This is a genomic window from uncultured Anaerofustis sp., assembly GCF_938029165.1.
GTDB lineage: Bacteria > Bacillota > Clostridia > Eubacteriales > Anaerofustaceae > Anaerofustis.
The window spans coordinates 1-22,652 of record NZ_CALHFB010000014.1 but is presented as its reverse complement, the minus strand read 5'-3'; the positions used below and the strand labels follow the sequence as shown (position 1 = coordinate 22,652).

Below are 22,652 nucleotides of genomic sequence, written 5' to 3'. Positions count from 1 at the left end.
TCACCCGCATATTACCTAAAAGATTTATTACCTTTAATTTAAGATAAAACTTTTAATGCAGGGAGTTTGGGGAAGCGGTCGTTTCAAAAATCTCGGGCAGAGATTACATAAAGAAACTCGCAAATATTGCTAACGCAAATCCGCTCGTGTTATTCGAGGGCTAAAGCTTGAATAAATTTAACTCTTGTTAAATTTATCTGTTCTTTCGAACAGTGAATAGTCAAAATCCGACCGCGTTAAAGCCATCACGGCGATTGAGTGAAAGATTTTTATCCAATATTTTTATCTTTGGAAAAATATTGGCAGAGTTCTTAAGGGACGGAGTCCCTTATAAAGGGGTTTTAGGGGCAGTGCCCCTTTAGACTATATCCACTTTAATAATCTTAGGACCGCTCTCACTCAAATCTATCTTCTCGCTCCACATTCCGTACTTCTTACCCATAAGCTCCGCGGCTTTGAGCTTTTCTTTTTCGGTGGCAGAGCTTCCTCTTATAAGAGAAGTTAAATATTCCATGACTTCTTCCTCATCTGCAATACTGTGCTTCTTATCAAAAGTATCCGTAAGCTCTTGGTTAAAATCTTCTTTATACTCAGCATACTCTTCTGACTTTATCTCATATAAATTCAAATCATTTTCTATATCCGAATTATATTCATTATTTATATTCAAACTGTCCTTTAAGTGCTTTAAAGATACTTCATCTTCTTCCTTCGGTTCAGCCTTATATATCTTCGCGTTCTCATAAACTTCTGTATCTTTTTTTTCGATAATCATTTCTCCGTCATCGGAATCATTCTCTTTAAAACTTTTTTCACCGCTAAACCGATGAACGCCTCTTTTTTCTTCACTGTCCCAAGCTAAGTCTTTCTTTTTACTGATAGCTTCTCCCACTGAATTTATATCTTTTAAATCTTTCTTTGATTTGATTTTTCTGTCTTCTTTTAAACACTTTTCACAATCTGCATCTTTTTCGATTTTATTTTTATATGAAATTGATTTACTGTCTGTCTTTTCATTCGATATCACCTCATCGCCGATGAAACCTTCTCCAAAAACCTTTTTAATATATTTCCTGACATTCTCTTTTTTTAAATTTTCTTCCCCCATTTTCACGGCGTTATTTTTACTGTACCCCGCTTTTAAAGCGGAAACTCTGACATCACCGTTTTTTATATATTCATTTAAAAACTTCATCTGCTTCTCGGTAAGCTTTTTATCTTCCTTTTTTATCATGCTTCCTCCAAATAAAAAAGCAGAGTCGCCTCCGCTTCGAATAAATCTTTGTATTGAATTTTCTTTTATATCTATATAAATTTTATATATCTTAAACTTTTTCGCTCTTTTTCAATTAATATAATACCACAGTTTTTTAAAAATAAAGTCCCATATTAGTCTCATAATTGTTAAGCGGTTTTAAAATGTAAATGTACTTTTTAAAAACAAAAAGTACATAAATAAATCAAACAAACCTCACCATATCCAATATCTTCTCAACCGCCTCTTTCTTTATCCTGTAATAATTCGCCCTTGATATACATAATCCGTCGTACACTTCATAATCCCTCATAAAATGGAAATATTTTAGGGTTATTATCTCATGCTCGGTCTTCGTAAGCACCTCCATTGCTCTATCTATCTTCTTTATAAACAGCCTATTCGACTCAATCCTGTCTTTTAAAAACCTTTCCCTCTCTGCATTTTTCACCGCCTCTTCTGCCGTCTCATCCCTAACACTGCCGTTATTCACCTTCACACCGTCATACCTTACAGCACTTATATCCTTTGAATACAGCTTCATCTCTTCAAGAGAAATCTCATCGACTCCGATCTGCTTCTTTTTTATAGGATAATCATAAAGCATTTTTTGTGTCTGTTTATAAGAAGCCGTCATAAAACACCTCATTTCCAGTCCCGCACTTTGTCTTTAATCTTACTCTTTTTCGCTCCTTACTTTTAAAACTTTTAAATGCCCTTATCACCCTATCCGATAACTCAACAAATCTACTTCCTATCCTATTTTTATACCCTCCGTCATAACAAGGGTCTTTTATATGTAAACACAATGCACAAATCAATCTAATCACGATCATAATCTCCTCCTTAAAAACAAATTACTACTCTTATCCTTCTAATATAAATGATATAACTTACCCATAGCACTAATATTGATCCGTTACTGGGCGATAAAAAAATCCAATACTCAAAATATCCCTACAGAACATTAATTAATAATTCTCCCTTTGATATATATAATTTATCCAAAATCATTTTTAAATTTGGTATTTTAAATATGATATTTTTAAATCACAGTTAAATATAATTTTTCAATATCACACTTTAAATCACAGTTAAATATCATTTTTTAATACCATAATGAATATCACACTTAGATATGATACTTGGTTCTCACATTAAAATATTACAATGGATATCACACTTAGATATGATACTTTGATATACAATGAAATATTATCTTGAATACCATATTCGACCTTCAATAACGAACAACTTACCGCTATCCCTCAAACTCCTTAAATATAATATCCGACCTTTAATAACAAACCATTTACCTATGCTTCTCAGCAAAACTCATCATATTTACTACTGCCTAAACTTTTATATCAAAGAAATATCCTACAAAAACTCAACTGACAGATATCCTTTTATTTATGCTTTACTCATAAGCTATATATTTTAAATATAATTTTTCAATATCACACTTTAATATAATACTTGATTATCGTATTCATATACATAAACAAAATAATAAACGAAATTGATGTAAATCATTTAACTTATACGCTTCTATGAATATCCTTAAAAAAACTCCATTCATAAATATATATTTAATTTAATATCTTTATATCGTGTATTTCTTTCATAGATAAAACAAATCTGCGTTACTCATAATATTAATCCGACATTCAATAAAGAATAAAATTTGATATATCCGTGATGTCCCATTAAGCTTAATTTTAAATCAGCTTTTTACCTTATCCTTAAATCCGATTTAAAACAAAATAACTTACAGACATACAAGACAAAACTTATCATATTTACCTGTAAACAAAGCATAATAAATATAAATATCATTTAAAACCGATTTATGAGATACGTTTTATCCGTCAATATTTATCTAAGCAGTAGATTTAAATATCATTTAATTTATCCATCTAAAAATCCATCATCATTTTTTCTATATCTTCCATGGAATAATCGTCATACATATCATAGTAACGGTCGCTTTCTATCTCGGTCTTCCCCTTATTTTTTGATATTGCCTTCTCTCTTTTGACTTTCTCTTCTTCATTCCTCTCCCAATTCCTTATGCAGGCTTTCCAGTCCCTCATGGGACTACTGCCTATCATCCAGCCCTTGCTCTCATAGAAGTCATAGAACTTACCCGCGTCGATACTGTTTTTCCTTTCCATGCAGTAGCTCTTTATGCTTTCTCTATCCGGCTTTGCAAACATAGTATAAATATCATCTATATTTATTTTATCAATACTTTGTTCATCGTTATTTATTTGTCTCTTACTTTCAGAATGTTCATCATCAGCACCCTCATTTACAGCATACTGATTTTTAGTTCCTTGTTTTTTCTTATTTTGATTAAAAAAATAATCATCCCCTTGGTCTGATATGCTCGATTTACACTCTTTATCATTGCCCATATCCCCGCCTAACTCTTTACTGTCAATAGGATATTCATTGGTTTCTAAACAGTTTTTATTTTCTTCTTTATTTTTTAAATCCTTACATGCAATACTTCTATTTTCTTTAGCAGAACCTGACCTGCCGACCTTTATATTTTCATAGGATTTATCGTATAATCCTCTCTTATCTTCATTATCATCAGACACGACCTTTATACCCCCTGCTTCTCTTTTTTGTTTCAATTTACTTTCTATTTTTTCTTTCTTCTCAGCCACGCAGAATGATTTCTTATCGTTCTTACCAAACACTGCTTCTTCCTGTTTTGATGTAACGTCCATTTTTTCTCTCTTGTCAGCCCCGCAGAATAATTTTTTATCGTTCTTACCAAACCCCTTTTTATCCTCTTCATCTTCTCTATCCTTTGGCAATTCATAAGTTTTGTATATGTATTTTATCCTCCCCGTACCGCTCTTATCGGGGGTTAGCATAAAAACTTCCAAATATCCATGCTTTTTGAGTTCATCTAAAGCATTCTTTACACTGTCCCTGCCCTCTTTTACGATACAGCAAAGCCCGTTCACGGAGTATTCCCAGTCGGGCGGAAGAGATAACATAAGACTTAAAAGTCCCTTTGCCTTCAAACTCAGCTCTTTGTCCCTGAGATGATGATTGTTCATCACCGTGAACCCGCATTTGGATTTATTCTCACTCTTTCCCCTTCTAAAATTACCCATAAACTGCCTCGCTTATAAGCTTTCCTATCCGCACCGCAGTGCTTGATAATGACATAAATACAACCGAGGTAATAATAACAATCAATACTTCCCCTAAGGACAGGCTTCTAAAAAAATTACATATCCTTTGAATAAGGCTTTCTTTTTTAGTCCTTTTTCTGTTTTGTATTTCTTTTGGGCCAAAGGTTTTATGATTGATATCAAATACTTTCCCCAAAAGATTTCTATTCTTTCCTCCTCTTAAAATATTTTTATTACTTCCTAAACACAAAACTTTTTTATCGTACTTCATGCTACTTATAAAAATAAAAAATCTCCTATACCATATATCATAATAATAACGTCCGCATAGATTTATTCTTCCTTTAAATCCCATTTTCTCCCTCCGTTATCCTTTTATTTAACTTTTATTAAAAATAAAGACGGATTTCTTACTTCTATTCATAATAAATAAAAATTCCGATTTCTTCTTTAAATAAAAGTAAAACCCTTTTTTATTTTCGTCAGGGCTAATGATATATCTAAAAGGATAAATATTTTAAAATCAAATATTGAAATAAAATTAGGATAATGACGAGTATTTGTAAAATTTTATAAATAATAAAAATAGGATTGTAAAATAAAAAAAGGAAACAGTTGTAAAAATCATAAAACCTAAAACGTAAAAAATAAATTTTTTATAACGATGTAAAATCAAATACAAAATACAAACATTAAAACGGTAAATAAAATATAAAACCATAGTGCGTAGAAACATAAAGATAAAAAGTATTTATGTTATGAATTTTATTATATACCTTCGATACAATAAAATCATCCCTGCCTGCGGGGCACTACGCCTGCTAAAGCAGATTCCGCGCCCCGCACCGCCCTCACATACCAAAATGCAAATCCAAAGATACAATAATTAAACACAGTAATAAGTAAAACTCTTCACATTAAAAATCAAAATAATATACCAAACAAAACGTCTTTAGAAATGCAGTCTGAAATGATACCAAATAAAATATAAAATATAAAACCACCCTAAAAAACAATAAAAAAAACATCTTACATAAGTAAGATGTGAAAATACATAATGGCGGAGAAGGAAACATTAATAATTTACAACACACGAAACAATAAAGACATAATGCGGGTATAATAACTAATCTAGTGGGATAGCAAGTTCATATATGAACCATAAAAAACACTATAAGAACTAACAAAATGTGGGCTTAAATGTGGTCTCTTTTTTTTTGCAAAATTTCCAAATTTTTTTTGTAAAAGGTATTGACAATAACCCCATTGGGGTGTATAATATAATCATAGAAAGAAATAAGGAGAACGAAAAAATGAAAAGAGATATGATTAAATTAGAAACAATGGAAAACGAAGTAGTAACAATAACATGGGACGAAGAAACAGGTATATTTGAAGCAAGCAACGGCGATGAAATAGAATTTGAAACAAAGAATGAAGAAGAAGCATACGAATTTTTAAATACATTCCCTAGCGAACAAATTATTGAATTTTGTTAACAGAAACAGCCCCGCTTCGGCGGGGAAAATACAAAAAAAGGAGTTTAAGAAAATGAAGGCTTATAAGATTGAATATAAAAGAATAAACAAAGAAAATGATATTCACGAAAACATATGGCACGAAGTAGACACAACTGAAGCAGAAAGCAGTGAAGATGCAATAAGATTATATTTAGAATATTTGATAGAATGTGTGACGGACCAAGATATTAACATTATAGACGGTGAAACCTACGAAGACGACGAATATATATATGTAGTACAGGCGACGGAAGCATAGGTAATACCATGAAAATCAAAGAAGTAAGAATAAAGCTAAAATTGGAAAGAAAGACGGTATGTGAATATGTAGATATTCCATACCGCACCTATGAAAAATGGGAAAGAGAAGAACGTATACCGCCTGAATATATAAAAAATATGATAATATTTATAATGAGGAAAATGAGAGAAGATATAGACAACGGCATAAACAAAAAATATTTCGACTGCATCCGTGAAGACGGAGACTGTGAAAGTTGTTCATTGGTAAATTACGGGAGAGACTGCCATAATAATAAAATAGAGGTTTAAAATGGCAAGAAAAAATCAACGAAGTATTGAAGCAGGAAAAAAATACGGTAAACTCACACCGATAGAAAAGGTAATAATTACCGATCCTTACAGAAAAACACTTTGGAAATGTGAGTGTGAATGTGGGAATACCATACTTAAAAGCGGTCAGTATCTCTTAAACTCCAAAAATCCTAACTGCGGCTGCGTGCCTTCATATCCTATACCCGACGACGTGCTGGCAATGGCAGGTAAAACATATGGGGAATTGACAGTATTGTACGTAAAAAAAGAAGAGAAAAAAAGACCTATGGCAGTATGCGAGTGTTCCTGCGGGAAAATATTTGAAACAAAAGCTTATACTCTAAAAAACGGAAGAACTAAAAGTTGCGGTCATGAAAACCTAAAAAACCTAGAAAAAGGCTATAAAATTCAAGAAATTGCACGTGTAAGCAACACAAATATAACTAGTATTATAGACAGAAAAAAGAATAAAAACAACAGTACCGGATATAAAGGTGTTTCCACACTTGAAAGTGGAAAATTCAGAGCATATATTTATTTCCAAAGAAAACAATATCACTTAGGCTCCTTTGAAAATTTAGAAGATGCAGTAAAAGCAAGGAAAAAAGCAGAAGAAAATTTATACGGAAATTTTCTGAATTGGTACGCAGAAACATACCCCGAAGAGTGGGAGATATTCAATAAAAATAAAATAGAAATGAAAAAATCGTCGAATAAAAGAACAGAACGCCACCGCAGAGAGAATTAAAAGAGGTTTACGGGAATAAAACCGCTAGCATAATAAATGAAGTAATACAAAACTTAAAAAAGAAAAATTTAATTATATCAATACAAGGAAAGGGAATATACGTAAGATACACAAGAGATAAAAGAAAATAAAAAAAAGAGGAGCATTAGCTCCTCCGTTATTGAAAATTGTATGTACTTTTTGATACAGGATATATAAAAAGTACATACAAATAATACTATATTAAATTTTATTTTTCAAGCCTAAAAGTTAATTTTAAATAAAAAGAGGAGCCTAAGCTCCTCTTACATTTTACTTTTATTTTATTAAATCAAATCAACGTCCTCATCTTCGATATCCATATTTTCACTTGAACCTATAGGAAGTATATTTGAAGTAGTCGGATTATTTACCGCATTCCACACGCTGACTGCGACAAGCCCCAACACATAAGGATTGCTAAGTGCCATTTTAATTAAATCAAACAACGCTCCCCAAGTAGTCAAATTTTCCGCAGTGATACCCGCATATGCAAGTATCGGTGTAAATATCGCAAGCAATATTTGAACTACAAATACTACATTTAATCTTTCCTTTAAACTGTTTTTAATTTTTTCTAACATTATATGTACCTCTTTCTTTTGTTTTCTAAACATTCACATGTACCGCATTACCCATATTCGTACTGTTTGAATATGAATATTTAACATGTTTTAATTTATAACAATAATTTATAATCGTAGATTTATTGTATTTACCGCTAATAACAACAAAATCTATCGCCTTGCCTAACATATGAGTACTGGTAGAACTTGACCCACTTTGTAGACTATTCCATTTTGAACATCTTTCCCCGCTGGTTATCTCAATCGCCCCGAATTTTCTTCTAAGTTTAATTGCTACATAGATTATATTAGGATCTATGGAATGAGGGTATCCGTTACAATACTTTCCCCCACAGTGACATTTAAACTCACTTTTTTTAAACCCATGTCTTTCTATTGTTTTCCAATTTAAACTTCCGTCCATATTTTGAAAGAAATATCTTTTTTTATTCTTCTTTTTTTTGTAATAATACTTTATCGTATCCCATGTAGGACCGTCTATAATCCCCTTGTATTTTTTATAACTGTTCGGTTTATGTTTCTTTTGGATAGACATTACCCCTGCCCTATCTTTTTTATCGAACTTTCCGTTTACAACAACATCATGCCCCAAAAAGTAAAGCATATTTTCAAGGTCTTTTATTTTCTTTACGAGCATTTCATCAGTTTTCTTATCATGCTTCCCCGTTTGAGGTAGTTTATAAGTTTTTTGAAACCTCTTTAATGCTTTTTTATATTCGCTGTCTATCCCATACTTCTTTCCTTTATATCGGTAACCGAAAAATCTTAAATTAATTTCGGCTTGTTTTCTATTTAGCATTTTTTTTCTCCTTTTATTTATTTTCTAAATTATTAATTCTATTTTCATGATCGATTAATCTTTCTTCCTGCTCTTCGGTTTTATTAAATAATCTTGCATGACTTTTATGATTATCTTCTTTTAATTCTTGAACCATTTTTTCAAGATTATTAACAGTAGTATCTAATCGTGTTATTGTATTAGAAAATTTATTAATATTATTCGTAAGAGCAATAATAAAACCGCCTAATGTTGCAAGCATGCCTAAAAACTGAATAGTATTCACATAAAATATCCCCCTTCCTTTTAAAATAAAAAAAGAGCCGAAGCCCTTTTATATAAAGAAAAACCCACTAAAAAAACGCCCCCTCAGAGCCGTTTTAAGCGGTTTTTTATTTACGCTAAAGTATTTATACACCTAAAACCGTCATATTATTTAAGGTTTTTTAGCTGATTTTTTAAATCTATAAGCATACTTTGCTTTTCCGACGCCTGAGAGTTCAATACATCAATATCTCCTTCAAATTCCAATCCAAAACGCTGACATCGCTCGTACTCTTTATATTTTTCATCATAATTATTAAGCCACATACTTACTTCATCTATCTGTAACTGAATACTTTCAATCTTATTTAATTTTTCCTGCTCTTTTAAATATTCAGCTTTCTTATTTTCGTCAAGGGCGATACTTCCATTTTCATATTTATATAAAAAACATGGATTATCATTAAATATATTCTCTTCCGCGTTTATATCAATACTATCTTCCACATCTCCTATAACCGCATATGCAGTTATATAATTATTTTCATCTATTTTTATTTTCATTATAATACTCCATATATCGTTCTTACATAATAGGAACTGCTACCGCCATGGCTTTTTCCTGTTATATGCGTTACGTTTGTTACTTGCCTTTCTATTGTTATAGTCATTCCGTCAGTACTATTTATCAAGAATTTTCCCATATAGGTGCTATGGTTATTGTCTGCCGTAGTATCAGAAAATATTACCGTAGGTGTTGACGGAGGTATAGCTATAGTAGGCAATATCCCAGTTCCAAACGGTATACCGTCTGTTGCTGAATTTATATAAAGAACTAAATATTTATATCCAAAAGCACTATTTGTAAGGGTTATAGTTCCAGTTTTTACAGCCCCCGAAAACAATAATAAGGACCTTGCACTTTCCAAAGCCTGCACTTTTTCCAGAAGATAACCGCCAAGAGAGGAGGCTAAAGCTGTATCAGCACTGATTCCCTCAGCAAAATCAGATACTATTACCGTCTTGTTTGCTTCTTCTGCTACACCGTTTAGTTTAACCTTATCTTCTTTGCTCATTAGTCCATTAGCTTCAGCCGTTACCGTTTCATATGTAGTATCTGTAAATACAGCATTTTCCGGTACCGCAGTCTCCACCGTGAGGTTGTTTACCGTATCCGCATTGTCCGCCTGACTTGCCAAATCCACTACTCCGTCATTATTCGTATCATATACACTTTTTAACATATCACCGCTTCCCGCAATGATACCTGTATTAAAAAAACTATTAGTATTTTCATCATACTCATACCAATATCCGTCATCACCTATATAAGGACTGTATCCCTTTTTAATAATAATAGAACCTTTTACACTTTCTATATTTTCTACATTATTACTTTCAATAGGCACAATTGTTATATCACTCATAATCCACCTCTAAAATATATAGCCTTTATCTTTTCTTGCTATTATTTCAATTTCTATTTCAGATGCAAATTCAACTTGGCTATTACTGTTGAAACATTTCATTGATAATATCGCATCCCCAGCGGGAAACATTGCTGTCTCTTCCTGTGTTAATGACAGCGATAAAATATTATCTGTAATATCAATATCGCCTCTCTCCCACTCTTTCAGTTTTTTACTGCTTTTAACCAGTACCGCATAAAAATCAGAAGCCTCAATAAATCCACCGCTAAGATTAAACATAAGACTATCATTACTTCCTTGGTAAATTTCCATATACTCTCTCCTTTTTCACTAAAAAAGGGCTTTTATAAGCCCCTTTAAGTATTTTTATTTTAGTAAGATACTCCTTCTTTACCAAGTTATGTAAGTATCTTTACCTTCTTTAATAATTTCGTAGCCTGCATTTTTAGCAATTTTAGCTCTTTGTGCTGTTGTTAAATTTTTATTTTTAGCTAAATACATTGCTACATCATACTTTACATTACCATATACTTCATATCTTTTTGCATTTCCGTTAAAATTATATTTATATGTACTCATATATAATAGATTTCTTTCGGAAGTATTTAAATTTTTAAGAGATTTAAGTTTATTTTTAAACTTCTTTGCTCTTTCTTCATAGCTTACTTCCGTTTTCTTTTTGTATTTGTATTTATTTACATACACCTGATACTCCGCCTGTTCCAAATAACTTACCCCTGCTTTTTTTAATATTTTGCAGTTTTTGATGCTTTCACCGTTATTATATTTATCACTTCCGTCAGTATCATCTAGATTATCACTTGTAGGATATAACATATTTAATGCAAGCTTTCCCGCATGCTCTGTTTTTACTTTTTTTACTAATGCGTTTGCTACATCAGAAGAGTATACTTTACCATAAGCTTTATCGCCATATTTCTTTTTAGCATTTTTGTAGTTTTCTTTATAAGCTTTTTCAAGTTCCGGTCTTATCGCTTCCACTTCTTCAAGTGTTGCTTCTTTGTATTTATTAATTTTTATTTGAATTTCCCTGCATTTTTCTCTCTTTTCATTGTTAGAAAGCTTTGTATTTTTGTATATCTGCTCTTTTTTTGTATAAAGCTTACTTATTTCACTATCATTAGCTTTTACAAGTGCAATCATCGCTTTAGTCGGTGTCTTGCCATAATTGCCTTCTATTCTTTTTTCTACTGCTGAATCTTCCGTTAACTTTTGTTTCATATTCGAATATTTACTGTTTGTATTATTAGAATATACAGTATCTACTTTTAACCTCTTAGTCATATTACCAATAACATCTGTTAATGTATTTTCAGTCAAACTGTTATAGTAAAGACTTGTATTACCGTCTGTTGCAAGAAAAGGCATTATAACATCACCAAGAACTCCAGAATACTGATCTAATACATAGTCTATCTTCATAGGACTTATATTTGTTATTTCTCCTATTTTTTTAGCTATACTTGTAGTGCTGTCGTCATATTGGTCCTTATCAGGTAATTCACTATATGTATCATAAACAATGGGACTTCCGAAATAATTTACATTATTTTTCGCCTGTGTTAATGTTCCCCATATAGCCGTTGTTTCCATAGGGCTTATCTGCTCCCATAAATATACTAAATCATTTTTATAGTTTTCTATATTAAAACCGTCTTTTATAGTATCAGAAGTAAAGTTTACTATACTTCCTAGTATCCTTCCTTTAGGTATCCTTATTGTAATATATTCTTTTTTTTCTTCGTCCCATATAGGAATTAAGAAATGACTTTTCTTAAAATAGTCTGTATATGATGACATTTCTTTTTCAAGCTTCGTCTTTCTTTCGTCATCATCTCCTGTAAATGCTTCTGCTATTACTCCTATGAGCTGTGACACTGCGTAAGTTTCAAGCCCAAGAAGTGTCGCTTTCGCACAAAATCTAACGGAAGAAGATAATATTTGCTTTTTATCTTTACTATCCCAAGAGTCCATAGCTGTTATATTTCTTACAAATTTTGAAAAATCCTGTAGTGCCGGATTTATAAAAGGTATCAAATATTTATTAGCCGTCTTTGTTATTTTACCGCCTCTTTGAAAATTAAGTGTAATATCATCAGCCTTATATAGAGCATTCATTAATGAATTATAATCATTCTTTGAAAGACTTTCGCTGTTTTGTATTTTTTCTAACTGCCCGTCTTTTTCAAGTTGTCTTAAAAATTCATCAAATCTCGCTGCCTGTTCTATTAAAAGATTTAACTTTTCAATATTTCCTGCAATTTTATTTATACCTTTTCTTATGTTTCCTTTACTATCTATAAAATCCGAATATTCATTTACCCCTACTTCTCCCACAGCTCCAAGAGAAACATATAGATCCCATAGCCTGCTGCCTCTGTTTCTCGCTTTCCTTGTAAGTCCTATACCGAGTCCCCTTTTAGCTTCCCTAAACGCTCTTGGATATTTCTTCACAAACTCCAACGGTTTATCTGCCCATATCAAAGCGTCCTGAAAATCTCTAAAGAAATTACGAATAATAAATGTAGGGTCATAACTTGTATGTAACCTTTTGAAATAATCCACTCCTTTAGCAAGTGCCTGAGCTATCACATTATCTGCTAAATAGTCTTGATTACTTGATAAATCATTTAAACCTTGTATAAAGTCTTTTTGCATTTTTACTTTTGTTTCAAAACCATTAACACCAAATGTAACAATATTATTTGCATGTATTCTTACACTGCCAATCAGCATACCGCTCCTGCCTTCTACTTCTGTTACCGGCTCGCTGATTATTTTGACATAATCGTTTGTTTTATCGGTATTTGCTTTTACTGCATCATACACACTGTTCATTAACATATTAAGCTTTGCGTTTTTGATAGTGTTATTAGCACTTCTAATCATTGCTTTATCAATAAGGGTTAAGCTTGTAAAACCACTGCCCCCTTTTGCAAGTTTGATAGGGTTTTCTATTTCATTAAAATCTTCATGAGGCTTGTAATATTCAAACTCATCAGAAAACTTTTCAATAGATAATGGTATATAGTGAGGACTTTTTTTCTTCAATTCTTCAGCAAATTCTTTTTCTACTAAACCGGCTTGAACATTATAATCAAGTATGTTTCTGTAATATTCCCATACCTCATTAGCAGTTTCTTTAAAAACAGGGTTATTTTCTTCATAGTTCTGTACAATTATAGATGAAATATTTTCACTCACACCTTCATCAAGAGCCTTACCTCTTTTCCACCTGTCAATGTTTAAATAATGATATAAATAATCACTGAACTCATACATTTTATCTTCATTTGCTATAGGTTCCAATATATCTTTTACGCTTTTTCCCGTTACATTTCCCCATAGGTCTGTTTGCTCTTTATCTAACCAGCCCCATGCAGCCTGTGAAGAGTGTAAGTTACTGTTATACATATCTCTAACACTGTTATCTCCAACTATATTAGATAACTTATCAAAAGCATGACCGCTGTTAAATATTTGCTGTCTTAACTTATCAAACTTATTAAAAGGTACTTTCTTATTTTCCCCTTTTTTGCTTTCTCTCTCAGCTTTGTCTTTTTTTGTTTGCTCTTCTAAGTATCTTATCAGCTCATCTGAACTTTCTATCTGATTTATCTTAGCTATCTGTTCTCTTTTTTCTTTTGTCGGCAAACCTTTTTTTGCTTCTTTATTTAATTCCCTCGCCTTTTCTACTTCCCTGTTATAAACTCTTTGCGTCTTTTCCTTGGAAGTAGTGATAACTTCATCAAAAACAGTATCTTCAATATTAGGTATTTCATTTCTTTTGTTTACTTTTTTGTTATTTTCTTTAATTATAGCTTGATTGATATTTTCTGTTTCGGTTCTTTCAATATTCGAATTTTTATTTAACTCTTCAACTTTTTTAGTTAAACTTCTTATCTCATTTAACATTTCTTTCATAATTTCATTATCCGAGTTTTCGACTTCCCTTATCGTTTCTTCCGAAATAGAATGCTTCTTATTGACTTTATCCTCGTTTTCCAATATACTGTTATTAAAAGAGCTGTTATCCTCGGTGATGTTGTGACCAGCGATGTCACTCCACCTTGGGTATACAGCTTTAGAAGAGCTGTTATCTCTATTTAGGAAGGGATATTGGTTTCCCTCCATAGGATATACAGCTCTTATTTTTTTGTCTGCAAGCTGTCTTTGAATATAGTTATCATAGTTGTTTTTACCATAGGCAGATGTTATTAAATTATAATCACCTTCATTTAATATAACTTTATTATCTGTTATCCTAGCTGTAACTATTATATTGTTTCCGTCTTTATCCATTAAGCCTGTATCTATAATAAAGTCATTATCATTATGAGTATTATTTATATCAGTATATCTGTATACATTTCTTGGATTTTCTAAAGATGATAAACTGTCTATAAGCCCCTTTTCGCCCAATCCATGATAATTAACTTTCCTTTTCTTTTTACCTCTTCTTAACGGAAAACCTTTTTCTTTTGCTTCACTTTTTGTAAGTACCGTTGATATAATATGATTTCTTGTCATATACATAGGATAGTTTTCCATTCCGCTTTCCATAAGCGGTATCGGTGTACCGTTGTATACTTTTACATATTCCTTATCTGACTTTTTATCTATTATATCTCTTACATCTTTAGTGAAGTTTTCGTTTATAGAATATCTTATATCAATATTATTTTTAGGTAAAGTATTAGATTTCTCATTTTCTGTATAATTAAGCCTGTTTGCAACATCTCTTGCCTCTATTTCTCCGGCGTTTTTTGTATACTTCTCTTTGCCTTCTATTTCAAAGTTTGCACCGGGATCGAAACTTTCATAATTTTGTATTACATGTTGTATTTCGTGAAGAAGTGTTCTTAATACATCATCTTTTTTTATTTCCCTAATTCCAAACGCATCGAACCATTTGGAGTTTAATCCTATTGTGTTATTATTTGAGTTATAAAATCCCATTGTATTATTACTTGGATTATAAAGTTTTAATTTCACGTCTGCCAAATTAGGATACGCATTAAAAAGTTCTTCATTTTCAATAAGAGAATTTAAACTGATAGTTCCTTTTCCCTCTAAAAAGTCTTTTCTTCTTTTCGACTGTTCTTTTGCAAGTATTCTTTCCTGTTCCACTATATTAGAATCACTTTTATATTTATTAACCGTATTTTTTATTCTATCTATTTGTTCTATAGAATATTTATTCGGAAATAACATCATATCCGTCATTTGACTAAGTGATTTGTGATACTCTAAAATCTCCTCGGCTCTTTCATATGGTGTACCTGATAATCTCTCCCATAATTCATTATTTACAATATTGATAAGCTTTGCTTTGGAATTATCAATTTCAAATCTCCACTTATTATCTTTTCCGATATACCACCCTGTTTTTTTGAATATATCAGCCATTTTTTCTTTATTTTTATAAAGATACTTTGCCTCATTCAATTTGTTAAAATTTGCAGTTTTTGCCTTTATTCCTGCAAAAGAATATTTTTTGTTTTTGTCTGAACTTTTATCCTCAAAACTGTTGCTATTTCCTACTTCTTTGGATATACTATTAATAGAAGAGCTTGATTTAGGAACGGTCGATTCAGGAGAAATACCTGATATACCACCTAATCGAGCTTCTTTTATATTATTTATTTCATAGAAATGTTTATTACCATTTTCATCAACACCAATATTGATTATTCCTGAAAAATTTTTATCGTCTATAGAAAATTTGAAATTATAATATTCCCAGTTTTTATATTTACTGTTTGCTTTTGATGCTTTACTTTCTTCTATTTTTTTAGCTATTTTTAAAACATTTTTAAGTTCAGGTGTAAGTCTCATCTTTTTATCAAACAGAAATTGTCTTTTACCGGGGTTAGTATATTTATTAATACCTTTTCTTCCTATAATTGCTTTATCATCTTTACTTAACGCAGTTTCTCCTCTTAAATAATCCTGCATATACATTTTTGCAATCTTTGAATAATCTTTCTTTGCTATTCCCTCAAATATATCTTGGTCTGTATCAATCTTTACATACTTATTCCCCTCTTTATCACTTTGAATGGAATATCTTATATCACTATTTTCAGTAGGATTTAGATTGGCAGTGTTTTTTACTTGATTGGAATTAAGAACGAAATATGTTTTTACATTTCTGCCAAAAGAGCCTTCATCATTGTTTAGTATTATACCGTCATAACCTTTTTTTATAAATTCTTCTGTGATTAAATCTCTTATTTTAGATGCTTTTTCATTATATTCACTATTCCATGCATTAAGATAATCATTTTCCTTTTTTGACCATTTATTTAGTACAGCTCTAGCTTCAGCCTTTTCTTTTACATCTTCACTTATAAGTTTAATATAAACTTCTTTATAGGCTTCATCAGCTTGTTTATCTATCTTTTCAAACTCTATTGTCTTAAACTCATTAAAACTTTTAAGTTCATCAATTCTCCCACTTATTTGTGTATTTAATCCTCTGACTTGCCTTTCAAGATCATATCTATCTTTTGCAAATATATTTTTTGTTATATTTGCATATAATTGCATCTGCTTAGTATTATTACCGATTTTGATATCATCTTTGGTCGGTTTTAAGAATATTCCATTAGGGAATAAATAATCACCTTTTGAATGTGTTCTAAGTTTTGTATCAAAAACATTAAACTCGCTATCTGTTTGATGATACAAAACTTGTAAATTACCATCTTTATCTCTTGCTTTACTGTCTTTAAAATATTCAGCCTGTTTATTAGTAAGTCTGCTTCCCTCACTATCTGTTTCATCACTTAAACTAAATTTTTTTTCACTTTTTTTCAAAAAATCGTTGATATTTTCTGCTTCGTTGGATATACTGTTAGTAACAGAATATCCTTTGTTAGCCTTTAAAGTAGACGATTGCGATTTGTTCGCATGAGGTCTATTGCTAACAGGGGATATTTTATTTATTTCATAAAATTTCTTACCGCTTTCTGCTACACCTATGTTTATTATTCCGCTGAATAGGTTATCTCCTATTTCAAAGTTAAAATCGTAATACTCCCAGTTTTTATACTTGCTGTTTTCTTTTGATGCTTCCTTGTCTCCTATCTTCCTTGCTATTTTTAAAACATTTTTAAGTTCAGGAGTTAATCTCATTTTTTCGGATTTATATTCCTTTGATTGTCTCGGATTGGTATATTTATGTACACTTTTTGCGTTAATGTCTACTTCATCATTTTCACTTAACTGAGTTCTTCCCATTAAGTAATCCTGCATATACATTTTTGCAATTTTTGAATAATCTTTCTTTGCTATTCCCTCAAATATATCTTGGTCTGTATCAATCTTTACATACTTATTCCCCTCTTTATCACTTTGAATGGAATATTTAATATCAGTATTTTTCTTACCCTCTGAGCCTTCGTCAGCTGTCTGTTCGATACTGTTTTCTGTATCCTTACTATTCTTGCCTATTAAAGCATTTATTCCCCTTATTTCATTAATAGCCTTATTAAAAGCTTTTTCTGCTTTTAATATCTGTATAGCTTCCTTATATCCTTTTTCGCCTTTGCTTACTTTTTTAAGAGTATCATGTATACTTCTGAAAAATTCCATAATACGCTGAGCGGTGCTCATATCCTCTTTCACAATCGCACGCATTGCTTTTTCATCGTTATTAAATACCACATTTCCTACAAAATCAGCGATTACTTCTTCATGAATATAATCTTCTGCATTCTCATTTTCATTTAATACTATTCTTCCGCTTTCAATGGCTTTTTTATATATACTTTCTGTCTTTACCTTTTGCTCTTTATACTCAGTATTCTTGTTTATTATCTTCTCTGCTGTCTTTTTAAAGCTTTCATAAGACTTTACACCTTTCTTTTTTAAGTAGTGTGTAAGCTCATGTCCGAATGTAAACATAAAACTTTTATCACTGTTTACATTTAATACTACAGTATCACCCTTTATATACCCGTTTTCACTGCTGTCAGTGTTTTCATACTCTACATTTAAGCCTACTTTTTCAGCTAAAGTATTTATTATTCCCGACTGGTCTATTCTTTGTCTGAACTCGTCTTGTATTTCCTGTCTTTTTAATCCCTCTTCATCAATAGTAGTTCCTCTGTCTATGTCTGTTTTTAATACATCTGTTATAAATATATTTCCCTCAGACGTGTTCACAGCCATTTCTACGATGTAATGATTATCACCTATAACTTTATTAAGTGTTAATCCTAAAGTTCCTTTATCGTTATCTAGCACCTTGTTACGCTCGATACTATCGTAATTATCAATTATATATTTTGCTCTTGCTATGTCTTTCGTACCGGCATTTGTTTCATTGTAGTTTATATTATCTACTGCCTGTTTTAATATCCCAACGTTATAACCTGAAGTATCAACTTTCAATATATCTTTTATATCTCTTCTGGCAGCATTATTTACGCCGTTTTCCGATAATCTATATGGAAGTTCGCTTTCGTTTTTCCCTTCTCTTATAGCTTTCTCATAGTCTAATACGCCTTTATCCTCTGAAAGCTCAAACTCTTTAGCTATTTCAGCATTTAAATTTGTATTTTCTGTTTCTGTCTTTAACCTATTACGTTCGGTAAACGATCCTACAGTCCTGGTTTTTCTTATTATATTTCCGCTTTCGTCTCTTTCAGCAACACCATTTCTTGCTTCATCTCTCCACTCTTTATAGTTTTTTACCCCCTCTAAAGCTTTTTTTACGCCTTTTGTCTGTTCGCTTCTTATCTCTTTTACTTCATTTAAATATTTGTTAGTGTTGTTTTCCCCAAACATATTTATAAGCTCATTCTTAGAATAGCTTTCAGCAAACTTGCCGTTTTCATAGCCTAGAGTACTTTCGATTATACCTACACCGTTTGTTATATCCTTACTCCTGCCTTGAATTTTGCTATTTTCAAGGGTTTCTTTAAATGTCAGCTCATCTGCAAGCTGTTTCGGACTTTCTGTTTCTGAGGTTTTAGCCATTTCCTGTATAGCTTTAGTTGTATTACCTCTTTGTACCGCACTGAAAACCGACGAACCGGTGTTCATTACTGCACCTGACAGAGTACCTATTACCATGTCTTTTAATACATCTTTGCCTTTTAGTTTATAACTTTCTCCTAAGCTTATCTCTTTACCGTTTTCGTCAACGTTTTTGCCATATGAAGCACGTTCAATCAATGGTTCAAATATATCACCAACTACTTCTTCTGCTCCTTCTTCCAATGCCTGTCCTATAAATTTGCTTACAACTCTGTTATTTGCAAGAGGTTTTACTGTTTTTTCCAATGCTTTTGTAAAAAGCCCTGCATTTTCTTTATTTACCCCCGGAACAAAACCTAATACTTTTTCACTTCCTATTTCTTTTAATGCACTTAATATTGCAAATTTCGTTGCTTGTTCTGCTGTCTTTCCTTCTTTTAATGCTTGATTTTTGCTATTTCCAAAAACACTTGCCCCCATAGCTCCCAAAGAGACTATTTCACTTCCCGTAACAGCACCAAGTACAAGCTGAGGTGTCTGATCTATAACAGTTTCAGCCGTTTCCATAGCTATCGAAGATAGATTTCCTTTTAGCTTTTCATTTAATTCATAGGTGTAATATTGCCCTTTTTTATTTGTCTTTATATTTCCGTTTTTATCTAAGTCAGCAGCATACATATTACCTTTTTTATCTGTAACCACTACTGCAATGTTATTTCCGTCTTTATCTTTTAAATATTTTTTACCCTTTTCGGTATATATAGCACTTTCATTTCCGTTATGGTCTGTATATATTTGCCTACCTTTTTCATCGGTTACTTTATCTTTTATAGTATTTACAGTTTCTTCCCTGTTTAGCTGTCCTGCCTTTGTTGCTTCTGTATAATCATTACCGCTCGATTCAATAGCCCCTAATCCTAAACCCTCTACAGCATTTTTAAAATCTTCACCCGCTCTGTATTTAAAAAGCTTTCCCCAATACTCTCTGCTATTATCAGTATTTTCCTGCACTTCTTTTAACTGTGCAGTTTCGTTATCTGCTTTTCTTTGCTCTAACTGCTGATCTATACTGTCAAGGTATCTTACGGCTTCTTCTTTGCCATGTTTGCCTAACACATAATTATATGTGTTAATCTCATCTTTATTTAAAAACTTATATTTACTATATTTTTCTACATCAGTTTTTGTGTTTCCTCTGATGTCTTGTTTTTCATGTTTATTTATTAAATATTCCAACGGATTACTTGAAAGATAACCATTACCCGTATCTTTTGTATTCTTTCCTTTAGTGATATACTTTTTGCTATCTTTATCAGTCTTTGCTGCTTTTTCATAATCTTTAGCATCTTCGTATTTTTCTTTATCACTTCTTCCGTCAGTATTTAGCTTGACAACTTTTTTAAAGTCTTTTCTTTGTGTTTTTGAATCAAGATAACTACTTGTAGGATTATTAATATTAAAAAAATCATTAACCTTATTTCTGTTTGTAATATTATTATTAATACTATAGCCTCGGCTAAAAGGGTTTAAATCTCCTATTTTATATTTACTTTCGCCTCTTCCCGTTACATTACTATAACGTATTGATGGCTTTGTTATATTACTGGTAACAGGTTTATTGCTCTCTATGTTATGTCTTCCCGTACTTGTGACACTCGCTGAAGAAGGAGAAGTATTATATTTAATATTGGTATTTTTATATGCACTATTTACCTTTTCTCCCGATTTACTCTTGCTCTTCGCCTTTGCCTTTCCCTCTTTTGTAAGGCTTCTTTGGTTTTCACTCAAAGTACTTGTGTTTCCGTATCCCGCTGCTTTTAGACTTTCCGACCATGATTTTTGTTTTTTCTTTTTAGCCATTTTTTTACTCCTATATATAAAAAAAGAAGAGTAATAAACCCTTCTTTTGTATTTTCTGTTTTACGTCCCACCAAGCCTATATTTTAACTTTGTTTTTTGAACTATTGCCGCTAGACTTTTTACTGCTACCCGAAGAATTGGATTTTTTACTCGAGCTTCTTGATTTACTGCTTTTTCCCCTCGATGAGACGTTAGCTTTTTTTGCTTGATCCATATTGAACTTGAGTTCTTTGTTTTGCAAGTCAAGCTGTTTTTTTGATAGCTTGTAATTTGCACTGCCCAGTCTCCAATCAGCATTACCGCCAGCAACACTAATTCTTTGATTTACATAATTATTAGCATTATCACTCTTTATATTCAGCTTATTAAGTGCTGCTTCTGCAAGCTGTGTATCTCTTGTATTTCTGCTTTGAGCAATCTGATTATCATAATCAACTTTTGCTTGCTCTGCCGTACTTCTCGCATTTGCTATCCTGTTTTGTGCCGAATTGTAAGCTGAAATCTTACTGCTTTCACTAAAACCGCTTCCTGCTAACCCACTGCTTGCCTGACTTTCTGCTCCGGCTCCGTAAGGATTAATCGAACGCATGTAATTACTTTGAGCTGCCTTTCCTTCGGTCATAGCTGCTTTATCAGCTTGTACTTTTTTTTGATTTAACTCTTTTTCTGTTTGTTTTTGAGTGTTATTTACTGCCTTTGACGTTTGACTATAATACCCATCCGCAGCCTTGTTATTGCTATTATATATATTTTTTGAAATCTTGTTAAGATTACTGTAAGGATTAGCCATAAATACTCCCTCCTTTCTATGATTTTACATATAGGTATGTTATTGCTATTTCTACTTTTGCACTCTCCGCTTCACAATTTCCTACTGCCCATATTCCGCTTGCTGTCATTCTGTGAGGAAAAATATTTGTAGAATTTGTTCCGGCTATATTAAACGCTATCGGACCTAAACATTTATACCCGCTCATAGCTACCGTAAACTGATCAGTTGCATTACTCTTAGGACCTACACTTACACTTTTTGAAAAAGACTTTGTTTTAATAAGGTTTGAAATATTCGTGTTGATACTGCTTACACTGCTATTAAGATTTTTTACGCTATTATTAAGACCTTCTATATCACTACTGTTTTTTTCAATATCCTTTGATAAATCAGAAATATCACTGGTATTATTATTTACTACCGGAATAACATTATTATTTATATATCCTGCAAGTATCTTCGAATCTTCATCAAATTTTTTTTGCAGTTCTTTACCCGTCACCGCGGGCTGAGTATCAAGACCTTCCACTACGCTTAATGTATCTAGATTTATTTTTTCTATACTCATATATTACCTCTTTATATATCCGCCTTCTATTGCTTCTACCGTAAAGGAATAAAAGCCAAACGGTTTACATTCTCTTTTTTCTTCTACTACGGTCTCTTTTGTTTCGCTATTGTTTTTTTCACGTTTAAAT

General features: G+C 31.7%; 18 protein-coding genes. 4 read left to right on the top strand and 14 right to left on the bottom strand.

The window, feature by feature from the left end; translation table 11 throughout:
* Positions 1 to 358 precede the first annotated feature (358 nt).
* The 5 genes from Q0516_RS01930 to Q0516_RS01910 form a co-directional block, all read right to left on the bottom strand.
* Positions 359 to 1,234, bottom strand: coding sequence for a terminase small subunit (locus Q0516_RS01930; RefSeq protein WP_294468649.1), 876 nt, complete (start codon positions 1,232 to 1,234; stop codon positions 359 to 361).
* 226 nt (positions 1,235 to 1,460) lie between these two features.
* Positions 1,461 to 1,892, bottom strand: a complete 432-nt coding sequence (locus tag Q0516_RS01925; protein WP_294468647.1) for a DUF1492 domain-containing protein — start codon at positions 1,890 to 1,892, stop codon at positions 1,461 to 1,463.
* Entirely contained in the window at positions 1,876 to 2,091 is a 216-nt protein-coding gene (locus Q0516_RS01920; RefSeq protein ID WP_294468645.1) for a hypothetical protein, read from the bottom strand. Before Q0516_RS01920 ends, Q0516_RS01925 begins: the two co-directional genes overlap by 17 nt.
* 1,083 nt (positions 2,092 to 3,174) lie before the next feature.
* Positions 3,175 to 4,392, bottom strand: a complete 1,218-nt coding sequence (locus Q0516_RS01915; protein WP_294468644.1) for a helix-turn-helix domain-containing protein — start codon at positions 4,390 to 4,392, stop codon at positions 3,175 to 3,177.
* A complete protein-coding gene (locus tag Q0516_RS01910; RefSeq protein WP_294468640.1) occupies positions 4,385 to 4,768 on the bottom strand; it encodes a hypothetical protein in 384 nt (127 codons plus the stop codon). Before Q0516_RS01910 ends, Q0516_RS01915 begins: the two co-directional genes overlap by 8 nt.
* Positions 4,769 to 5,726: 958 nt before the next feature.
* On the opposite strand from Q0516_RS01910, the gene Q0516_RS01905 reads away from it, so the two are divergent.
* From Q0516_RS01905 to Q0516_RS01890, 4 genes are read left to right on the top strand one after another with little or no spacing between them, the layout of a single operon-like run.
* Entirely contained in the window at positions 5,727 to 5,912 is a 186-nt protein-coding gene (locus Q0516_RS01905; protein ID WP_294468639.1) for a hypothetical protein, read from the top strand.
* Positions 5,913 to 5,964: 52 nt separating this feature from the next.
* On the top strand, positions 5,965 to 6,192 hold the full coding sequence (locus tag Q0516_RS01900; RefSeq protein WP_294468637.1) for a hypothetical protein: 228 nt from the start codon (positions 5,965 to 5,967) through the stop codon (positions 6,190 to 6,192).
* A gap of 8 nt (positions 6,193 to 6,200) precedes the next feature.
* Complete coding sequence (locus tag Q0516_RS01895; RefSeq protein ID WP_294468636.1) at positions 6,201 to 6,485, top strand: helix-turn-helix transcriptional regulator; 285 nt, start codon at positions 6,201 to 6,203, stop codon at positions 6,483 to 6,485.
* A gap of 1 nt (position 6,486) precedes the next feature.
* Entirely contained in the window at positions 6,487 to 7,236 is a 750-nt protein-coding gene (locus Q0516_RS01890; protein ID WP_294468634.1) for a hypothetical protein, read from the top strand.
* Positions 7,237 to 7,541: 305 nt separating this feature from the next.
* Here Q0516_RS01890 and Q0516_RS01885 read toward each other — a convergent pair whose 3' ends face one another.
* From Q0516_RS01885 to Q0516_RS01845, 9 genes are all read right to left on the bottom strand, one after another.
* Positions 7,542 to 7,838 (bottom strand): phage holin, encoded by a 297-nt coding sequence (locus Q0516_RS01885; protein WP_294468633.1) that lies wholly within the window; start codon positions 7,836 to 7,838, stop codon positions 7,542 to 7,544.
* 25 nt (positions 7,839 to 7,863) lie between these two features.
* The gene (locus tag Q0516_RS01880) at positions 7,864 to 8,640 is read right to left on the bottom strand and encodes a peptidoglycan-binding domain-containing protein (protein WP_294468631.1); all 777 of its coding nucleotides are present in this window, start codon (positions 8,638 to 8,640) and stop codon (positions 7,864 to 7,866) included.
* 13 nt (positions 8,641 to 8,653) lie between these two features.
* On the bottom strand, positions 8,654 to 8,905 hold the full coding sequence (locus Q0516_RS01875) for a hypothetical protein (protein WP_294468630.1): 252 nt from the start codon (positions 8,903 to 8,905) through the stop codon (positions 8,654 to 8,656).
* A 146-nt stretch (positions 8,906 to 9,051) separates the two neighbouring features.
* Positions 9,052 to 9,447, bottom strand: a complete 396-nt coding sequence (locus Q0516_RS01870; protein ID WP_294468629.1) for a DUF2977 domain-containing protein — start codon at positions 9,445 to 9,447, stop codon at positions 9,052 to 9,054.
* Complete coding sequence (locus Q0516_RS01865; protein ID WP_294468628.1) at positions 9,447 to 10,310, bottom strand: hypothetical protein; 864 nt, start codon at positions 10,308 to 10,310, stop codon at positions 9,447 to 9,449. Before Q0516_RS01865 ends, Q0516_RS01870 begins: the two co-directional genes overlap by 1 nt.
* Before the next feature lie 9 nt (positions 10,311 to 10,319).
* Complete coding sequence (locus Q0516_RS01860) at positions 10,320 to 10,625, bottom strand: hypothetical protein (RefSeq protein WP_294468627.1); 306 nt, start codon at positions 10,623 to 10,625, stop codon at positions 10,320 to 10,322.
* A gap of 78 nt (positions 10,626 to 10,703) precedes the next feature.
* A complete protein-coding gene (locus Q0516_RS01855; RefSeq protein WP_294468625.1) occupies positions 10,704 to 21,182 on the bottom strand; it encodes an LPD38 domain-containing protein in 10,479 nt (3,492 codons plus the stop codon).
* Between the two features lie 76 nt (positions 21,183 to 21,258).
* Positions 21,259 to 21,972, bottom strand: coding sequence for a hypothetical protein (locus Q0516_RS01850; protein WP_294468623.1), 714 nt, complete (start codon positions 21,970 to 21,972; stop codon positions 21,259 to 21,261).
* A gap of 16 nt (positions 21,973 to 21,988) precedes the next feature.
* Positions 21,989 to 22,522 (bottom strand): hypothetical protein, encoded by a 534-nt coding sequence (locus Q0516_RS01845; protein ID WP_294468621.1) that lies wholly within the window; start codon positions 22,520 to 22,522, stop codon positions 21,989 to 21,991.
* Positions 22,523 to 22,652: the final 130 nt, after the last annotated feature.